Here is a 19,318-nt window from a genome sequence, read left to right as displayed (position 1 = left end):
CCGGCGACGCTGCGCCGATGTCGTAGAGGACAGCGATCCGTTGCATGGCAACCTTTCAGGTGGACGGGCCCTCTTGCACCATGTTGAGCAGCTCGGACAGGGTACGGCTCGGTTTGCTCGACAATTTCGGCTCTGCGGAGGGTGAGGTGACGCGGGCCGCGATCCATCGCGCCATCGTCGCCACGCTGGCATTGCCGACAAGCGTGGCGTAGTCGAACGGCACGCCGAACCGCTCTCTGATCCGGCTGATGAGCCGCAGCCCCATGAGCGAATGTCCGCCGAGTGCGAAGAAGCTCTCGTCCGGGTGGTTCGGAGCGGCGCCGAGGACGTCCTTCCACAGCTCGGCCACCTCGGGTTCGAGCTCACCCGAGAACACCTGCGGTGACCTGGCCGGTTCCTGCGGCTGCGGCCGCTCGTCCGCAGTGACGCGCACGACCCAGTCCTCGTAGCGGTCCCGCACGTCCGCCTTGGAGACGACGGTCACGGCGGTGTCCGCGTGGCGGACGATGGTCTCGACCATGCGCACGGCCTCGTCGCCAGTCAGCGCGAAGCGGTCCAGCGGACTCGTCACGGTCCGCTCCGGCTCGCCGTCCAGCCGCCAGCCGTCCCAAGCCGCCGCCAGCCAGCGGTCATCCCCCCGGCACCACCGTTCCTCCGCGAACGCCTCCATGGCGGCGTTCGCGGCCGCATACGCCGCCAGCCCGGGACCGCCGAACGTGGAGGCGTTGGAGGAAAACAACAGGCAGAAATCGTGACCTCGACCGCGCAGCGCGCGGTCGAGCGCCATCGCGCCATACAGCTTCGGCCGCAGCTGCGTCTCGAAATCGGCGGCGGACAGAGCGGCGCCCAGCGTGCGCATCGACCGTCCCGTGGTCACCGCCGCCGCGTGGAACACGCCATGGACTGTCCCCAGACCGTCGAACAGGCCGGTGAGCGCCTCTTCATCCTCGGCGTCGCAGTGCACGATCTCCACCTGGCCGGCGGGCTCAGCCAGCAACCGGTCCAGCGCGGCGGCGGTGAGCGGCGGCAGGCTCAACGTAGCGTCCGCTCGTTCCCGCCTGCTTGTCAGGATGACACGGGCTCCGTAGGCCCGGCGCAGATGGCGGGCGATGTGGAGGCTGAACCGGCCGAGACCTCCAGTGAACACGTAGGTGCCACCGTCCTTAAAGTCCCGAATGGGGCGGCAGTGCCCGTCGATGCCAGCGGGCACCAGCGCCGCGCCCCACCTACCGCTGGGACGCACAGCACGCAGCGACTGGTCGGGAGCCTCGGCGATCTCGCACAGGACGGTCTCGGCCGGCAACCGGGGAGACAGATCGACGACCTGCCAGCGCAGCCCTGGGTACTCCTGCCCCAGCACCCTCAGGGCGCTGATGGCCCCCGCGCGTTCCGGGAAGATCACGTCGCCGTCGTCCACGACCGCGGCCTGTGTGGTCAGCAGGACCACATCGAGCCGATCCGGACCGAGCGCGTCAAGCGCGCTGCTGACCAGGCGGACGACTTGCACGGTGTCGGTGTCCGGGCCGATCACCAGGCGCGCGTGGCCGTCGTCACCGCCCAGTACGGTCCGCAGCTCTTCCGGGCCGGAAACCTGGGCGATTCCCGGAAGATCGCCTCCGGTCTGCACCACGCGCAGACCCGGGAGTGCACGCGCCTGGCGAAGCCGGGGCAGCCGGGTCCAGCTCGGTGTGGTCAGCCAGGAGACCGGATCGGCGAGCAGCCCGCTGCGCGCCGGACGGCTGCTCACCGGCCAGTGCCGGGTGCGGGCGAATCGGTAGCCGGACAGCGGTGTCCTGCGGAATGCGGCCCCGCCATACAGGGCGCGCGGATCCAGCGACACCCCGGCGCAGTAGAGCTGCGCGAACGCCTGGGCCAGCACCTCGCCGTCGTCCGCGTCGTCCCCAGAGGACCGCATCGACCGGATCGTGGTCACCGCACGATGACCACCCTCGGCGCCGTCCTGCGCGACAGCGCGGGCGAAGCCGCTCAGCGCATGACCGGGTCCCACCTCCACGAAGGTCGCCGCGCCCGCGTCCAGCAGGGTGCGCACCCCTTCCGCGAAGCGGACAGTGCCCAACAAATGGCGGACCCAGTAGTCCGGATCGGCCAGGTCGCCTTCCGTGATCGGCAGGCCGGTGACGTTAGAGATCCACGGGATCGCCGGAGCGGCGAACGTAGTCCCCCGCAGCTCCGCCCGGAACCGATCGACCATGGGCTTCAGCAGCGTCGAGTGCGCGGGGACACCAATCGCTACCCGCCGGTTCTCAATCCCCACGGCGGTCAGGCGGGCGGCGAGCGCAGCGATTGCGGCTTCGCCGCCGGAAACCGTGCACAGATCGGCGGCGTTGACCGCGGCGAGCGACACCTCATCGAGGTGCCCGCCGGCGCGCAGCACGTCCGGACTAGCCTGGACGCTTAGCATGGCACCCGATACCTCGGCCATGAGCTGCGAGCGACGCGTCACCAGTCGCAGCCCGTCAGTCGGGGACAAGGACCCGCCGATGACCGCCGCGGCGTACTCGCCGAGGCTGTGCCCGATCTGCCAGGCGGGGCGCACGCCTCGCTCGATGAACGATCGCGCCAGCGCGACCTGGACCATGTGGATGGTGCACAGGCCGGTCACCGTGTCGTCGAGGCGCGCGCCACCGTCCAGCACATCGGTAATCAGGTCGGCGCCCGTCAGCTCCATGAAGGAGCTGCGGCAGGCGGAGACATGCTCGGCGAAGACAGGGTCGGTGGCCAGCAACCGGCGCGCCATGCCCTGATACTGGGAGCCGCCGCCGGTGTACATGAACGTGATGGGCGGATCCACCTCGTCGCTCGTTCTGGTGACGAGATGGCGGGCGGACCTCGTACGTGCCGAGGCCGCGATCCCCTCAAGATCGGGACCGATCACGACGGCCCGATGCGGCCGCAGCGAGCGGCCTTCCAGCAGCGTGGCCGACACGTCCGCGGCGGTCAGGGGCTCCGCGCGCAGGGCCTCGAGGTCGTCGGGCAACGCGTCCAGCATGGCCGTGAGCGACTCCGCCGAGGCGGCGCTGAGCGGCGCGAGGAAATGGCCGCCGACAGGGCGGCGTTCCGTGGCCGGGACGCTGGGGACCGGCGGCGCCTCCAGGACGGCGTGGGCGTTGGTGCCGCCCAACCCGAGCGCAGTCACCGCGGCGACCCGGCGGCCGGGACGCGAGGGCCAGGGCAGGGCTGTGTCGGTGAGGTACAGGGGGCTGCCGGACAGGCGCGGGTTCGGCGTGGCAGCGTCCGGCTGCGGCGGGATGAGGCCGTGTCGCACGGCCAGCGCCGCCTTGATCAGCCCGGTCACACCGGCCGCCGCGTCGAGGTGCCCGACGTTGCTCTTCACCGAACCCAGGGCGCAGCTTCGCTCACCGTCGTCCGCACCGTCATAGACGGCGCGCAGGGCGGCGATCTCGATGCTGTCCCCGAGCGGGGTGCCCGTGCCGTGTCCTTCCACGTACGCGACCTCGGCCGGGCTCACCCCGGCCAGTTCCAGGGCCGAACGCATCGCCGACGCCTGCCCTGCCTCGCTGGGGGCGGTGTAACCGACCTTGTCGTGCCCGTCGTTGTTGATCGCGGTCGCCTTGATGACGGCGTGGATCCAGTCGCCTGCGGCGACCGCGTCGTCGAGCCGCTTCAGCACGACCGCGGCGGTGCCGTTGCCGCTGAAGACGCCGCGCGCGTCTGCCGTGTAGGGGCGGCACCGGCCGTCGGGTGAATAGATCCCGCCTTCGGTGTAGAGCTGCCCGCCCACCTGCGGGAACCGCACGGCCGCGCCGCCGGCCAGCGCTACGTCGCATTCGCCAGCCAGTAGACTCTGACAGGCCAGGTGCACGGCGACCAGCGAGCTGGAGCAGGCGGTCTGCACCGTCATGCTCGGGCCTGTCAGGTTCAGCTTGTACGAGATTCGGGTGCTCAGGAAGTCGATCTGGTTGCCAAGGCCGACGAGCATGCCTTCCTTCCAGTCGCCGTCGCCGCGCCCGGCACGCAGAACGACCTCCCGGTAGGTGTTGGTGCTGCAACTGGCGAACACGCCCACGGGCTCGGTGAACCGGTCGGGCGCGTACCCGGCGTTCTCGACGGCGTTCCAAGCCACCTCGAGGAATATCCGCTGCTGTGGATCGATGTACTGCGCCTCCAGGGGCGAGTAGCCGAAGAAAGCCGCGTCGAAGCGGTCCGCGTCGGCGAGGACACCGCGTACGCCGACGAAATCCTGGCGGCCGACCAGGTCCGGCGAGAGGCCGGCGGCCAGCAGCTCGTCCCGGCTGAAGCTGGTCGCGCACTCCTTCGCTGCCAGGACGTTGCGCCAGAACGCGGTGATGTCATCTGCACCGGGGAAGCGCCCGGCCATGCCGATGATCGCGATGTCGAGATCACTCATTGCCTTGCTTTCTCCTGCGTAGGTTCGCGAGCGCGCCCGCGCGGGACGGGCGGATGACCGGGGCGGCCGTCTTCTGGGGTACGCGGCCGTCCAGGACCGCGGCCAGGGCGGCGATTGACGGGCTGCGGAACAGCTCCAGTAGCTCTATGCCTTCGCCGAACTCCGCGATGATCCGCGCGTGCAGGTCCACCATCAGGAGCGAGTGCCCGCCCGCGTCGAAGAAGTTCTCAGTGCGGCCGATGCGGGCACGGCCGAGGACCTCTGCCCACAGCCGGTGCAGCCGTTGCTCGGTTTCGCCTGCCACCGCAGCGGAGCGGGCGCCTTCTTCGGCAGCGGGCAGATCGCGCAGGAGAGCGGCCCGGTCAAGCTTGCCGTTGGGAGTGAGCGGCAGTTCGGCTCGGACACTGATCCGGTCGGGGATCATGTACGCGGGCAGGGTCTTGCGCAGCGCGGCACGGACCGTGTGCGGGGTGACGGTCTGACCCCCCACGTGGGCGACGAGGCCGTCGAACCCGGCTTGCTCAACGCGGATCACGCAGGCGTCACCGATGCCGGGGATCTGCTTGATCACCGATTCGATCTCGCCCAGCTCCACGCGATGCCCGCGGATCTTGACCTGGCCGTCGTCCCTGCCGCGGTACTCCAGCACCCCGTCATGCCGCCGTACGGCCAGGTCGCCGGTGCGGTAAAGGCGCGCGCCCGGTTCGTACGGATGGGGCACGAACCGCTCGGCGGTGAGTTCTGGCCGGTTTAAGTAGCCGTGCGCGAGGCCGAGGCCGCCGATGAACAGTTCGCCCATGACCCCGGTGGGAACCGGCTGCAGCCGCTCATCGAGCACGTAGGCGGTGGTGTTGGCGATCGGCCGCCCGATGGGGACATCGCGGCACGTCGGATCCTCGGCCACGTCGAAGATGGTGCAGCCGACCGTGGCCTCTGTCGGCCCGTACTCGTTGATCACGCGGCTGTGGTCCAGCCACGGTCGTACCGCGTCGAGCGTCAGCGCCTCACCCCCCACGACCAGGCATCTGGTCGGCGCGCGGTGCGGCAAGACGTCGGCGAGCGCGGTGTTGAGCAGCCGCAGGTGCGCGGGCGTCACCTTGACGACCTGGTAGGGCTGGGCGGCTCCGGCCAACGCGGCCAGCAGGTCGGCCACCTCTTCTCCGGCGGTGAACTCGACACGGGCGCCCGCGACGAGCGGGGCCAGCATGGTCGTCACCGTCAGGTCGAAGGTGATGGGGGAGTGCAGCAGCACGGGCGATCCCTCGGCGATGCCGTACTCAGCGCACGCCCATGTCACGTAGTTGACGACGCCTCGATGCGGCACGAGCACGCCCTTGGGGCGGCCGGTGGAGCCCGAGGTGTACAGGACGTAGCAGAGCCGATCGCCGCCGGGGGCCGGGACGGAGGGGACGCGGCTGAAGGAGGCAGGGCGGTTGGGGGCGGGGTCACGGATGTCGACCAGGCGCACGGAGGTGCCCTCGATCGCGTCAGCGAGGTTGCCCGGCGCGTCCGGCCCGGCCACGAGGATTTCCCGCAGCCCGGCGTCGGCGATGATCTGCCGCAGCCGGGCGCTCGGCAATTGCGGGTCGAGTGGCACGTAGGCGCCGCCGGACCGTAGGACACCGACGATCGCGATGACCGTGTCCGGGATCCGCTGCGCACACACGCCTATCAGCCCGCCGCTGAGCTGCGCGGCGACGGCGGCCGACCACGTGTCCAGCTCGCCGTAGGTGACGACGCGTCCGCCCTGCCGCAGGGCCTCGGCGTGCGGGGCTTTGCGCGCGTAACCGAGGATCAGTTCGTGCACCCCGCGTTCGAGGTCGGGATTTTGCACGGCGGTCTGGTTGGGAGCGGCGAGCAAGGCATCCAGCTCGTCCGCGCCGAGCATCGGCGCGATGGCGACCGTTAGGAACGGCTTCCCGGCGAACGCGGTGGCGAGCCGGACAAAGCGCTCCGCCATCGCCGCAATCGTCTCGCGGTCGAACAGCGCGGCGTCATAGTGCCACCACCCCGTGAACGACCCGTCCGCCTGATCGGCAAAATCGACCGACATATCGTATTTGGACAGCGAGTACGGCAGCGCGAGCGGCTCGGCCTCAAGACCACCGGCCGACCACGCGACGGCGCGGGAACCCGGCACCCCGACCCCGAACGCAACTTGAAACAGCGGCGAATAGCTGAGGTCCCGCACCGGGTTGACGGCCTCCACGACCTTCTCGAAGGGCGCATCCTGGTGCGCCAGCGCATCGAGCACCACCTGCCGCACCCGGTCGAGCAGCTCCCCGAACGACGGGTCCCCGCCCAGATCGGCCCGCAGTACCACGGTGTTGACCAGCGGCCCCACCACGTCATCGACCTCGGGGCGATCGCGCCCCGCCACGACGGTGCCCACGCTCAGGTCGCTGTGCCCGGTGTGCCGGCGCAACAGCACGAGAAACACCGAGAGCAGGATCATGAAGGAAGTGGCGCCGTGCCGCTCGGCGACCTGGCGTAGGGCAGCGCCGGTGGCGGCGTCCAGCTCGAACTGGACGCATGCGCCTCGGTGGGCCTGCACGGCCGGACGCAGCCGGTCGAGCGGCAGCTCCAGCGGCCGCGCGCCGCCGAGCCGGTCGCGCCACCAGGCCAGGAGCTCGCTCAGCCGCTCGCCGGTGACGTGCTCGCGCTGCCAGCGGGCGAAGTCGAGGTACTGAACCGGGGACGCGGGGACGGGCAGGCCCAGGTAGGCGGCACGCAGGTGGCGGCTCAGCACACCCACCGACCAGCCGTCGATGGCGATGTGGTGCACGCTGAGCACGAGCAAGTGGTGGTCCTCGGCCAGCCGGATCAGTTCGGCGCGGACCGGCGGGCCGGCGGCCAGGTCGAACGGCAAGGCCGCCAGCTGGGAGGCCATCTCGAGCGCGGTGTCCTCATCGGGCGCCGCACGTACCGGAACAGCGAGGAAGCGGCCGTCCGGATACGCGACCACCTGGCGGCAGCCGTCGGGCGCGGGCTCATAGCGGGTGCGCAACGCCTCATGGCGGGTCACGACGGCACGCACGGCGGAGGCGAGAGCCACGCAGTCGAGCGGGCCACGCAGCCGAACGGCGATCGGGACGTTGTAGGCGGCGCTGTCCGGGGTGAGCCGCTGCAGAAACCACAACCGCTCCTGCACGAACGACACCGGATGCCGCTCGCCCGGCGCCCGGGCCGTACGAAGGATGCCCGCCTCGGCCGTCGCGCCGGTGCGCTCCAGTTCTGCCGCGAGCGTGCGCACGGTCGGATGTGCGAAACACTGGCGTACCGACGCTTCCAGACCCAGCTCCGCACGAATCCGCCCCACCAGTCGGATCAGCAGCAGCGAGTGGCCGCCTGCGGCGAAGAAGTCCTGATCAACCGCTTCGACCGGACGCTCCAGGAGTTGTGCCCACGCCTCCAGCAACCACAGTTCCATGGGGGTGGCGGGTGCGGAGCGCCGAGGCGAGACCGGTCCCGACGCTCGCAGCCGGTCGAAGTCGATCTTCCCGTTGAGGTTGCGCGGCAGCTCGGTCACGAGCGTGATCGATGAGGGCACCATGTAACCAGGAAGCGACTCGCGCAGTTCGGCCGCCAGCGCGTCGGTGTCGATGGGTGCGGTGGCCACGACGTAAGCGGACAGACCGGCGGATGCCGCGGTTACCACCGCCTGCGACACCGACCGGTGCGACGCGAGCGCCGCCTCCACCTCTGACAGCTCGACACGGTGACCCCGGACCTTTACCTGCGTGTCACGGCGGCCGACGAACTCGATGTTGCCATCGGGGAGTGTCCGGGCCAGGTCACCGGTGCGGTAGTGGCGCCTGCTCGTCCCGGACGCGCCCCGTACCTCGACGAAGCGTTCGGCGGTCAGCTCGGGACGGTGCAGATAGCCCCGCGCCACGCCGGGTCCTGCAATGTACAGCTCGCCCGTCACTCCCTGGGGAACCGGAAGGCCCTGCTCGTCCAGGATCGCGATGGTGGTGGCGCCGAGAGGGCGGCCGACCGGCAATGGCCGCGAGGGGTCGTCAGCATCGGGGCCTACGGGGTGGATGAGCGAGCCGATGCAGGTTTCCGTGGGGCCGTAGTGATTGAAGATCCTGCATGTCGAGCCCTCGGCGAGGACATCGGTGATGAGCGTTCGAGTCGGGGCCTCGCCGCCCAGGATCAGCGCCCGCCGGGGCAGGCGGGGCCGTGCCGTGCCCCGGTACAGCGCCTCGAAATGGGACGGCACGATCTTGAGCACGTCGATGCCGTGCTCCTCGAGGTAGAAGCTGAAACGGGCCGGATCGGTCGCGGTCTCGTAATCCACCACGTGGACGCACCCGCCTCCGGCCAGCGCGGCGAAGATGCTCGTGTTGCCCAGGTCGGCACCCAGGGTGGAGACGGTGGCGTAGTTCAAGCCCTCGAGCTGGCCGCCCAGTTCGCGGCGCAGCACGGATAGCAGTGACGTGGTGTAGTGCGTCAGCGCCCGGTGCTCCAGCACCACTCCTTTGGGGCGGCCGGTCGTGCCTGAGGTGTAGATGACGTAACAGGGGCGTGAGCCGCCGGGCGCGGGCTCGACGGGGCGTTCCGCCCGGCACGTGCCGATGTCGAGGACCCGCGGAGGTTCGGGGAGCTCCCTTAAGGCCGCGCGCAAGTTCTCCGGCATGCTGCCGTGGACGAGTACGGTCCGTACGCCGGCGTCCTCAAGGGCGAATCGCAGCCGTGCCGGCGGAAGCTCGAGATCCAGGGGCAGGTACGCCCGGCCGGCGAGCAGCACCCCCAGCAGTGCGACCACGCCGGCGACCTCTCGCGGGACGCAGATCCCGACGAGGTCCGTGCCGTCGGTGGGAAGCTCGGCCGCGATGGCTCGCGACCAGCGGGCGACCTCCCCATAGGTCAAAACGCGCGGGCCTTGCCGCACCGCCGGCGCGTCGGGCGTCAGCGCCGCCTGGCGCAGGAACAGCTCGTGCACGCCGACGTCGTCGAGGCGGACGTCCGCCGCCGGCGCGGGGGGATCGTTCCAAGCCGTGGCGAGCTCGCGCAGCTCCGCCTCGTCGAGCATCGCGGCGCGGTTCACCGGGCCGTCCTGCGCCAGCTCGCCGGCCAGCCGCACGAAGTGCGCGGCCATCCGCCGGGCAGTCGGCTCGTCGAAGAGCGCGGCGTCGAACTGCCACGAGCCGCGCAGCGAACCGTCGGCCCGCATCTCCAGGTGAACCGACAGGTCCACCTTGGTCAGCCCGTGGGACAGCCGCTCTGGCTGGGCCCGCAGCCCGGGAACGCTCCAGCCGAGATCGTCACAGGGCGCGCAACCAGTGCTGAACAGGACCTGAAACAACGGATGGCGGCCCGGGACGCGATCGGGGTTGACCGCCTCGACCACTTTTTCGAACGGGGCCTCCCGATGGGCGAGCGCGTCGAGCACGACGTCGCGCACCCGCCGTACGAGCTCGCTGAACGACAGATCACCGGACAGGTCCGCGCGCAGGACGAGCGTGTTCACGTACAGGCCGACCGCGCTGTCGAGCTCGTCGGAGTCGCGGACGGTCACCGGGGTGCCCACGCTGATGTCGCTCTGCCCGCTGTAACGCCGCAGCAGCACCATGAACACCGTGAGCAGGACCGCGAACGCGCTGGTGCCCTGCTCGCGCGCGAGCTTGCGGAGGGCCTCGGCCGCAGCGGCGGGCACGGTGAAGCCCACCATGCCCCCGCGGTGCGCGCGCGCCTCGGGACGCGCCCGGTCGACGGGCAGGTCGAGGGCGGGCGCACCGGCGAGCCGTGCACGCCACCAGTCGACCTGGCGGTCGAGCTCACCGTCCAGCCGTTGCGCCGCTGCGTAGTCCACGTACTGCACCGGCTCCGCGTCGCGCGCGCCGCCCTGGCCCAGAGCGGCCCGGTAGTTCGCGCCGAGCTCGTCGAGCAGCACGCCGACGGAATCGCCGTCGAACGCGATGTGGTGCACGCAGGCCACGAGCAGATGGTCGTCGTCGGCCAGCCGGAGCAGCTCCGCCCGCACGGGCGGCTGCGAGGTCAGGTCGAAGGGCCGGCGCAGGAGATCGACGGCGGCGGCGTACGCGGCCTGCTCCCCTGCGCAGTCGCGGACCGGCAGCTCAAAGAACCCGGCGTCCTGCCAGGCCACGATCTGACGGCAGCCGTCCGCAGTGGTCTCGTACACCGTGCGTAGGATCTCGTGCCGGCCGATGATGACACGCAATGCCTGCTGGAGCGCCGGGACGGAGAGCGGGCCACGTAGGCGCAGGCCCACCGGTACGTTGTAGGAGGCGTCTGCGGGATCTGCCTGGGTGATGAACCAGAGGCGTTCCTGCCCGTACGACACCAGATGACGGGCGCCTTCCGTCCGCGGGACCCGCCGGATGCGCTGCTCTTGGGCGCGGGCACGTTCGCGTAATTGCGCCAGCCGCCCGGAGCTCTCTTCGGTCACGTCGAGACCTCCACGGATGGTTGGGCGCCCGCCTGCGGCCTGCGCAGGAGCGGGTGCCGTGAGTGGACAGCTGGCAACAGCAGGGCTCCGACTACCGATGCCGCGACGAGAACGCCGAGCCAGCGCAGGTCGAGATCTCCCGCTGAGAACACGAGCATCGCGCCAGCACAGGACAGGGCCTGGAACACTCCGAGCCAACGCAGGACTATGACGTTGAACCCGACCAGATGCTCACTGGGGATGGAGTTGCGGATGGTGGCGTCCGCAGGGCTGAAAACCCCGACGTTGAGCCCGCCGAGCAACAGCAGCGCGTAGACCGACCATGCGTTGGGCAGGGCGAGGTAGCTGCCCGCCGCCACCACGTATGCCGTGGGCAGGGCCACCGCCCACACCCTGGGAGCAACCCATTTCCTGATCCGATCGAAGAACAGGCCCAGTAACATCCCCGGTGCCCGCAAAACGGCCAGCAACGTCAGGCTCGTGGTGGCGGCCATGACGGCGAGCTTTTCATTGACCAGTGGAAGATAGTTGACGAAGGCGGCATTCACGCCGTGAAAGAGCGGGACGGCCACGAGGACAGCGACCAGGGCCGGCCGCAGCGCCTTGACAGCTGAGGAGGCGGCCGGCGAATCGCTTTTTGCGGGCGCGGCGGGACGCGGATCGCGTCCGAGGCGCAGAATCGTCAGCGACAGCACCACGAACGTCAGCGCGTCGAACAGCAGAACGTAACGCCAGGTGCCCGCGGCCACTACGGCCGAGGCGGTCAGGACCGCTCCCAGGGCCGCCACGATGTCCAGCCCCGCCTTGCGGCCGGCCAATTTCGAGTACTCTTCCGCCTCGACGAAATACCGGTACACCGCGACCTGGTAGAGGATGCGCGGAATTCCTTCCTTGGCGAAGGCATAGAGCGCTACGAAGAGGATGCAGATCAGCAGGGTGGATGACCGGTCGCGGAACAGCATCGACGATAGCGAGATCACAATCTCCATGACCGCGATGGCCATGAGCAGTCGCGCGTAATCCGCCCGCGCGCGCCCCGATCGACTGCCGATCCGTTTCCCGAAAAAACTTGCGGCGAGCACGGCTAACGCCGGAACGAGCCAGAAGATAATAGTGAATTCTATTCTACCGGTCTCCACGCCGACCCCGAACGGGATGGCTGTGACAGCGAGAATGTCACCGAACGTGGACAGGAAAGTGGCGGCCAGAAAAACATGGGAACGTTCGATCACGTCTTCCGCCTCAATGATTTCTTCACGTAGCCCTCCCGTGATCAAGCCTCAAGATAGCCATATGTATGCCGCGGACGTCAACCCCCCTAATCCCAAACATTCCTGCGCCGTCAATGAGTGTGACATGCCTCACATTGCGCGTATCTCGGAGGTACGTAGACTACCGCTGTCAGCCGTCAGTAAATGAATATCCCGTGTCGAAACCGGGCTCGGCCGCGTGGCGTATCCCCTGGTCAAGGCGGCAAATGGAGAAGAGCTGTGGAAAATCCCGAGCACGATGCGTCCCGGGTGGCCGTGTCCACCTTGACAGAGCTTTTCGGCGCCATCGCGCGTCGTCATCCCGACCGTATCGCCGTCCGGGACGACGTGCAGGCGCTAACCTACGCGCAACTCGATGAGCGCTCCGACGCCGTGGCGGCGGCACTGCGCAGGCGTGGGGTCGTTGTGGAGGACCGCGTAGGCGTCCACCTCCGTAGATCGGCCGGCCTGATAGCCGCTGTTCTCGGCGTACTCAAGGCGGGCGCGGCCTACGTCGCCGTAGACACCCGCTACCCCAACGCCCGGCGCGACCTGATGTTGCACGCGGGCAGCGTGCACGTGGTCATCACGGAGGACGCCCTCGCCAAGTCGTTGGGTGACGTGGTGCCCGAGGTCTTGAGGCTGGAGCAGGTCGAACCGGCCGAAGTGGTGGACGCTCCAGTGATGACACCGTCCAACGCCGCATCGGTGCTGTTCACGTCCGGATCGTCCGGCGCGCCAAAGGCCATCGTGCTGGAGCACCGCAACATCCTCTCCTTCGCGACCAACCCGGCGCTGCCACGCTTGACCGACCAGGACCGCGTGGGCCAAATCTCCAGCGTCTCCTTCGACGCCTTCCACTTCGAGCTGTGGTCCGCCATCGCCGCAGGCGCGCAGATCGTGGTCCTACCAGCCGTACCAGATCTGCTCTCCGCCGACTTTCAGCGTCAGATGCGGCGCCACCGCATCTCAGCGATGCTAGTGCCGACGATGGTCGTCAACCATGTGGTGAGGGAAGACCGTGATGCCTTCGCCCCGCTGCGCGTCCTGCAGGCCGGCGGCGACGTCCTGCTGCCATCGACCTGCCGCGACCTGCTCGCGGGGGCTTTCACGGGTGAGCTGTACAACCTCTACGGCCCGGCGGAGATCACCACGGCGTGCACTGCGCATCTCGTGACGGCGCAGGACGCCACCGGCGACAGCATCCCCATCGGCCGCCCGCTGGACGGCGTGACCTTACGCATCGTCCGCCCCGATCTGTCGCCAGTCGCCCCAGGCGAGGTCGGCGAACTCCTGGTCGGCGGCTCCGGTGTGGCCCGCGGCTATCTCGGCGCGCCCCGCGAGACCGGCGAACGCTTCATCACGATGCCCGGCGCCGGCCGCCTCTACCGGACCGGAGACCTCGTCCGACAGCGCGACGACGGCGTCCTGCTGTTCATGGGCAGAGCCGACAACCAGGTGAAGGTGCGCGGCTACCGGGTCGAACCCGGCGAGGCCGAACGCGCCCTGCGCCGTCATCCCGAGGTCAGCGACGCCGTCGTCCTGCCCGACGGCGAGGGCGAAGACCGCCGCCTGGTCGCTTTCGTCGTGCTCGACGGCACGCTGCCGCTACGCGAGCTGCGTGTCCACGCCGAGGCCGAACTACCGGACTACCTCGTGCCCAGCGACATGGTCGCCCTGCCCAGCATCCCGGCCACCGACCACGGCAAGCGAGACCTCGACGCACTGCGGACCCTGCTGGCCAAGCAGCGCGCACGCGACGACAGCTTCCGGCAGCCGCAGAGCGACACCGCCCAGTACCTGGCGCAACTGTGGCAGGAACTGCTCGGCATCGAACGCGTCGGCCTCGACGACGACTTCTTCGCCCTGGGAGGGCACTCGCTGCAGGCATTCCGCGCCCAGCGCCGCATCAACCGCGACCTCGGCATCGAGCTGGAGCTCAAGGTGCTATTGCGCAACACGGTGCTGGCGGACCTCGTCAGCGTCATGGACGAGCTGATCGACGACGCCCTCGCCGGTGATGCGCGGTGAGCCGCGCCACCACCATCGATCTGACCGACGTCGACGTCTTCGTCCGTGGTGAACACCCCGAGATGTTCGCCCAACTGCGCGCCCTGCACCCGGTCTATGAGAACGTCGGCGCCGACGGTAGCCGCTTCTACGCTCTGACCACCTACGATGACGTCCTCTGGGCCTACCGCAACCACGAAATCTTCGGCTCGAGCCGGGGAGCGATCCTCGGCGGATCCTTCGGCAGCACGGAGGACTCAGCGGCGGGCCAGATGATGGTGGCCACCGATCTACCCCGGCACCGCATGCTCAAGCAGGCCATCCAGCCGGCGATGTCCGCCGTGGTGGCCGCCCGCGTGCGCGAGCAGGTCCGGCGCCTGCTCGACCGCGCCATCGAACGCGCCATGACCGCCGGCGGCTGCGACTTCGCCACCGAGATCGCCACCGAACTGCCCGCAGGCGCACTGATGGTGATCATGGGGATCGGCCACGGCGAGGCACACGAGCTCATCGGCCTCACCCGCAAGATGGTGGGCTTCCGCGACGAGGTCTTCGTCGACACCGGCGGTGACGTCCGGCTGCGGCTGGCCTGGCTACAGGCGCAGATCTTCGAATTCCTCGCCGACGTTCTGGCTGAGCGCAGACGCAGCCCCCGCGACGACCTGGCCAGCATGCTACTCACCGCCGAGGTCAACGGCCGCCGCATGCGCGAAGAGGAAATCCTCTACAACTGCATGAACGTCGCCGTCGGTGGCAACGAGACCTCCTCCTACACCGCGTGCACCGGCCTGCTGGCCCTCATGGAAAACCCAGCGCAATACGACCTGCTGCTACGCACGCCGGCGGCGCTGGACACCGCGCTGAACGAAGTGCTGCGCTACAGCTCGACCAACGCCTATGTGCAGAGGGTCGCCCGCCGGGACGTGCAGGTGCGCGGCACGCTCATCCGCGCCGGCGAGTCGGTGACCCTATGGAACTTCTCCGCCAACCGCGACGAGAAGCAGTTCCCTGACGCGGCCCGCTTCGATGTGATGCGAACCCCCAACCGGCATCTCACCTACGGAGCCGGCCTACACCGATGCGTCGGGGCACCAATCGCCCAGGCAGAGCTGTCGCTGCTCTTCGAGCGACTGCTCGCGACAGGCACCCCGCTCAGGCCGGCGGGCACAGCACGCCGCCTGCGCTCCAACTTCATCCTAGGGATCACCCATCTGCCCGTGGAGATTGGATGACCGACATCGACAACGCGCTGGCCAGCCTCAGCGACAGCCAGCTCGACCTGCTCGTACGGCATCTGGAGCCAATCGCCCCCAACCAGCTTCGGTTATGGATCGACCACGAACTCGACCCGGACTCCAACGCCTACAACGTGTCGCGCAGCCTGCGCCTGCGGGGACGGCTGGACGCCGCCGCGCTGATCGAAGCGGTTAACACGCTCGTACGGCGGCACGAGGCGCTGCGCACCGTCTTCCTCGAACACGCCGACACCGTGTACCAGCTCGTCCTGGATCCCGATCCGGTCCTATCCGGCGTCGAGCACGTGAGCGGGAACGTCGCGGCCCTGGCACGGGAGTTCATGCTCGAGCCCTTCGACTTGCGGCGCGAGCGGCCGATGCGGGCACGCCTGCTGCGCGTCTCCGACGACGAACACGTCCTGCTCCTCGCTTTCCACCACATCGCCGTCGACGGCTGGTCCCTGGACATCGTGGAACGCGAACTGGCGCAAGCGTACGAGTCGATCTCCCGTACAGGCGGCTGGACGGCCCCCGCCCCGGCCGCCCAGTGCGGCGACTTCACCCGCTGGCAGCGTCAGACGCTGACCCCGGAACTGGTCGAAGCCCAGCTCGGCTACTGGCGGACGGCGCTGCCCGCCGACCCTGCGGAGGGATCGTCACTGGCCACGCCCTCCATGGTCGGGGCGGGCGCAGGCCCGGCGGCGACGGCCAGCTTCGAGCCGCCTCCCTCATGCGCAGCCGCCATCGACGCGCTGTGCGGCCGGTTCGACGTCTCCGCGTTCGCCGTCCTACAGGCGGCGGTGCAGATTCTCGTGTGGCGCTACTCGGGTGACGCCGATGTCGTACTGGGAACCACGACGCTCAACCGCAAGCGGCCGGAGTTCGAATCCGCCGTCGGGTTCTTCGTCAACACCGTCGCCCTGCACACGAATTTGGCCGACAACCCGTCGTTCGGCGTGGCCTTGGCGCGGGCTCGTGAGACCGTGAACGGCGCGTTGTCGCACGACGACGTGCCGTTCGACCGCGTGGTGGCCCAGCACCGTCCGGGCCGCCGTGGTGCCCTGTTCCACGTCGCCGTGGAGCTGCAATCGGCGCCGTTCTCCCGCCGCCGGTGGGGTGGCGTGACGGTCGAGGCCGAGAGTCTAGCGGACAAGCAGGCGAAGTTCGGTCTGACGTGGTTCTTCCTGCGCACCGGAGACCAACTGCGGCTAATGGTCGAGTACGACACGGCACTGTTCGATCAGGACTGGGTCGAGGCGACGGCGGACGCCCTGTTCACCCTGATCAGCGCCGGGGAACAGGCGCCGGACACACCCGTCGCCGACCTCGACCTGCTTGGTGAGCGGCGCACCGCGACCATGACGGGGCCCCCGCCCCGTGACGCGATGCCACCCACGAGCGACCTGATCAGGGCACTAGCCGGGCACGGCGAACGCATCGCGGTGCGCACAGCCGATGACGCGATCACCTTTACCGAGCTAAGCCGCCTGGCCGAGGCGTGCGCAGGCGCGCTCATCGAGCGCGGCCTGCCTGCCGGCTCCTTCATCGGCCTGGTGGCGGACCGGTCCGCCCACTCCATTGCGGCGCTGCTCGGCATCTGGCTCGCCCGGTGCGCGTACGTGCCGATCGACCCCGTCCTGCCCAAGGAGCGCAACCGCCATGTGCTTGCCGACGCGGGCGTCGATGTCGTCCTCGGCCCAGCGGACTTCGACGCCTTCGGCGCGCACGTGATCGACTTCACGAAGACGGACGGCCCCAGTGGCGAGCCCCGGCGAACCCAGCCGCAAGACGTTGCCTATGTGATCTACACCTCCGGCACAACGGGCGCGCCCAAGGGGACGCTGATCACGCAGGCAAACGTGCTTGACTTCATGGCCGGACTACGTGAGACCTACGGGGTGCGGGACTGGAGCGACGAGGTGGTCTCGCTCAACGCCCCGCTCATCTTCGACGTCACCGTCCAGCAAGTGCTGGCGCTGCTCAACGGCGCCACGCTCGCCATCGTGCCCGCCTCGGCGCGGCTGGATCCGCACAAGATGATCGACTATCTCGCCGAAACAGGAACCACATTCCTGGAATGCATCCCCTCGCACCTGCAGGTGCTCGTGGACGCGGGACTGCTCACCCGCCGTGACCTAAGGCTGCGCTGGCTCGTCCCCGGCGGGGAAGCCTTGCCACCCGCGCTCTGGCAGACCCTGGTCGAAGCCCGGCACCTGCGCGTGTTCAACGCCTACGGCCCGACCGAATGCACAGTCAACGCGACCTGCCAGCCCGTGGACACAACCGCGCGGCGCCCATCCATCGGCAGACCGCTGCCGGGCGTCTCCCTGTACGTCGCCGACGACAAACGACGGCTGGTGCCGCGCGGCGCAATCGGTGAGCTGTACATCGGCGGCGAGGGAGTCGCTCTGGGCTATCTGGGGCGCCCAGACCTGACCGCGGAACGATTCCTGAATGTGCCGTGGGGCCCGTCCGGCGAAATCGTCCGCGTGTATCGGTCAGGCGACAAGGTACGGATCGCCGAGGGCGGCGTCATCGAGTACCTGGGCCGTCTCGACGAGCAGGTGAAAATCCGTGGGAACCGCGTCGAGCTGGGCGAGATCACCGCGCGACTCGAAGCCCATCCAGCGGTGACCAAGGCCGTCACGATTCTCGACACCAAGAACCCACAAGGGCCGTCACTGCACGCGTTCGTGGTGCCCTGCCGAGAGGTTGACGCCACGGAACTGATTGGGCATCTGCGCCGATTCCTGCCCGAGCACATGATTCCCACCTGGATTTCCCACCTGTCCGCCATCCCCGTGACAGTCATCGGCAAGGTGGATCATCGGGCGCTACTGGACCTGTGCGCCCGGGAGCGGCTGTCCCTGCCGCCCGCCGCCCTCGTCGCACCCGAGCCGCCCGCAGACGACTTGGAACGACGGCTGGTCGAACTCTGGCGAGACATCCTCGGCGTGCCCCAAGCGCATGCGCGATCCCACTTCTTCGAACTTGGCGGCCACTCGCTGCTCGCGGCCCGTCTGATCGCCCGGCTCCGGCGAGAGCTCGGCGCGGCCGCGACATTCGCGTCGCTCGACCGCTGCCCGACACCACGCCAGCTCGCCGCCGAACTACGCGACACCCCGATGGCACCCCGAACCCCGACGGTGGGCGGACATGTCATCGAACTGGCCACCGCGGCCGACGATAAGACGCCGCTGTTTTGTCTGCATCCGCTTGGAGGCGATGTACACGCCTATCGGGAACTGGTGGATGCGCTGCCCACGGCCAAAACGGTCTACGGCGTGTTCGACGGGCTCACCAACGCGCGCACGCGGACGACCTGGTCGACACCGGAGGCGATGGTGCGGACCTATGCAGAGGAGATCCGCCCACTCGTCGGCGGCCGAGGCTGTCATCTGATCGGCTGGTCACTCGGCGGACTCCTGGCCCACGCCGTGGCCCGGGAACTGGAAGAGATGGGCGTGCCGGTCCGTTCGGTGTCCATCTGGGACACCGGGGTGGCCGCCGAGGCTCGCCGTCCGGCGGCACCTGACTTCTCCACTGGTGCACTGTCCGTCCTGAGCTCACTGGCACCGCCCAGAGCCGCACTGTCGAAGCAGGAACGCGATCGGCTGCGCGCCGAGTACCGTATCCATGGTGATGCCTACACGGGCCGCGACGCCGGCGCCTGGGCGCTCGACACAGCTGCGGCTTTGTGGGGAGTGCGCCCCGACATAGAACGTGAGGCCTTGGCCGACCGCGCCGCGGTAGCCAGCCTCCACAACTGGCTGTTCGCTGGGTGGCGCCCAGGCATCGTCGAAGCGCCCCTGTGGGTGGTGTGGGCGGGAGATTCGTTGGACCAGCAACTTGTCACGAAAACCGACTGGAACAGGCACACCCGCGCCACGGTGCGCGAGGACCGCGTCGAAGGCGGGCACCACGAGATCATCCGCCAGCCCATCGTCACCGGGCTGGCGCGCGATCTGGCCGACCTCGTCGTCGGTCCCGAAAGGCTCGGTTGACCGGGGCAGCCCAA

General features: G+C 69.3%; 6 protein-coding genes. 3 read left to right on the top strand and 3 right to left on the bottom strand.

What is annotated here, in order from left to right; genetic code table 11:
* Nucleotides 1–55: 55 nt before the first annotated feature.
* From ACIBVN_RS55000 to ACIBVN_RS54990, 3 genes are read right to left on the bottom strand one after another with little or no spacing between them, the layout of a single operon-like run.
* Nucleotides 56–4,390 carry a type I polyketide synthase gene (locus ACIBVN_RS55000; protein ID WP_397149951.1) on the bottom strand — a complete coding sequence of 1,445 codons (4,335 nt, stop codon included), beginning with the start codon at nt 4,388–4,390 and terminating at the stop codon, nt 56–58.
* Nucleotides 4,383–10,805 carry an amino acid adenylation domain-containing protein gene (locus ACIBVN_RS54995; RefSeq protein ID WP_397149949.1) on the bottom strand — a complete coding sequence of 2,141 codons (6,423 nt, stop codon included), beginning with the start codon at nt 10,803–10,805 and terminating at the stop codon, nt 4,383–4,385. Before ACIBVN_RS54995 ends, ACIBVN_RS55000 begins: the two co-directional genes overlap by 8 nt.
* Nucleotides 10,802–12,037: an MFS transporter gene (locus ACIBVN_RS54990; protein WP_397149947.1), complete on the bottom strand. Its 1,236-nt coding sequence runs from the start codon at nt 12,035–12,037 to the stop codon at nt 10,802–10,804. The genes ACIBVN_RS54995 and ACIBVN_RS54990 overlap by 4 nt, the downstream gene beginning before the upstream one ends.
* Before the next feature lie 258 nt (nt 12,038–12,295).
* Between ACIBVN_RS54990 and ACIBVN_RS54985 the strand changes: the two genes are divergently transcribed.
* Genes ACIBVN_RS54985 through ACIBVN_RS54975 form a run of 3 tightly spaced genes read left to right on the top strand, consistent with a single transcriptional unit; the run spans nt 12,296 to nt 19,304 of the window.
* On the top strand, nt 12,296–14,086 hold the full coding sequence (locus ACIBVN_RS54985; RefSeq protein WP_397149945.1) for a non-ribosomal peptide synthetase: 1,791 nt from the start codon (nt 12,296–12,298) through the stop codon (nt 14,084–14,086).
* On the top strand, nt 14,083–15,297 hold the full coding sequence (locus ACIBVN_RS54980; RefSeq protein WP_397149943.1) for a cytochrome P450: 1,215 nt from the start codon (nt 14,083–14,085) through the stop codon (nt 15,295–15,297). The genes ACIBVN_RS54985 and ACIBVN_RS54980 overlap by 4 nt, the downstream gene beginning before the upstream one ends.
* Nucleotides 15,294–19,304, top strand: coding sequence for an amino acid adenylation domain-containing protein (locus tag ACIBVN_RS54975; protein WP_397149941.1), 4,011 nt, complete (start codon nt 15,294–15,296; stop codon nt 19,302–19,304). Before ACIBVN_RS54980 ends, ACIBVN_RS54975 begins: the two co-directional genes overlap by 4 nt.
* Nucleotides 19,305–19,318 lie beyond the last annotated feature (14 nt).

The organism is Nonomuraea sp. NPDC049400, from assembly GCF_044466425.1.
In the GTDB taxonomy this organism is placed as follows: domain Bacteria; phylum Actinomycetota; class Actinomycetes; order Streptosporangiales; family Streptosporangiaceae; genus Nonomuraea.
Note: the sequence above shows the minus strand (reverse complement) of the source record. Positions and strands in the feature narration are given on the sequence as shown.